Origin of the sequence: Bradyrhizobium sp. 2TAF24 (assembly GCF_052115025.1) — a bacterium.
Taxonomy (GTDB): domain Bacteria; phylum Pseudomonadota; class Alphaproteobacteria; order Rhizobiales; family Xanthobacteraceae; genus Bradyrhizobium_A.
In genome coordinates, this window is record NZ_JBFRFW010000070.1 from 1 (window position 1) to 845 (window position 845).

1 protein-coding gene is annotated in these 845 nt (G+C 67.3%); it reads left to right on the forward strand.

What is annotated here, in order from left to right:
- Positions 1 to 845 (forward strand): hypothetical protein (locus tag AB4Z37_RS32950; protein ID WP_441520875.1); only part of this gene is annotated, 845 nt, incomplete at both ends.

Consider the following 845-nt stretch of genomic DNA (forward strand, 5'->3'; position numbering starts at 1 on the left):
TTCAATGTGCTCAACGGCGGCACGGTCACCAACAACGGGCTGGTTGCGTCGCCGACCGGCAACATCACGCTGATCGGCATGGACCTCGAGCAGTCCGGCGTGCTGGTGGCGACCACGTCGGTCAACCAGGCCGGCTCGATCCTGCTGTCCGCTGAGCAGGGTTTGGCGATCGTGAATGGTATTAAGAATAGCGCCTACGTGGCCACTGCGGTGCCCGCCCAGACCGGCACGGTGCGGCTCGCGGGCGGCAGCCTAACCGCGGTGCTGCCCGAGGAGGACGGGCAGACCGCGAAGGACACCCAGGCCCAGGCGCAGTCGCAGATCACGGTCGGGGGCCGCTTTGTCAACGTGCAGTCGCAGGCCGCGATCATCGCGCCGTCCGGGCGTGTGATGCTGGAGGCGTCGAGCCACGGCGATCAGCTCTATCGGCTGGACAATCCAGCGGCAGGCATCAACGTCAACTCCACGCGCGATGGCGCGCGCGTGCTGGTCGACAGCAATGCGCTGATCGACGTGTCGGGATTGGCGGCGGTGCCGGCCGCAGCGTCGAGTGATGTTGTGCAAGTGACCGTGCGTGCCAACGAGCTGCGCGACTCGCCGCTGCAGCGTGGCGGCGTGCTCAACAGTAAGGACGTGTGGGTCAATACCTACGAACTCAATCCGGTGGGCGTGGACCGCACCTATACCGCGGGCGGTCTGCTGGAGGTGTCGGGGTGGCTCGGGCAGACCATCCGGCCGATCGACCAGCGCCTGACCACCGGCGGCTCCGTGACGACCTACGCGTCGGGCGATGTCGTGCTGCGTCCGGGCGCGACGATCAATATTGCCGGGGGCTCGCTCGCCCA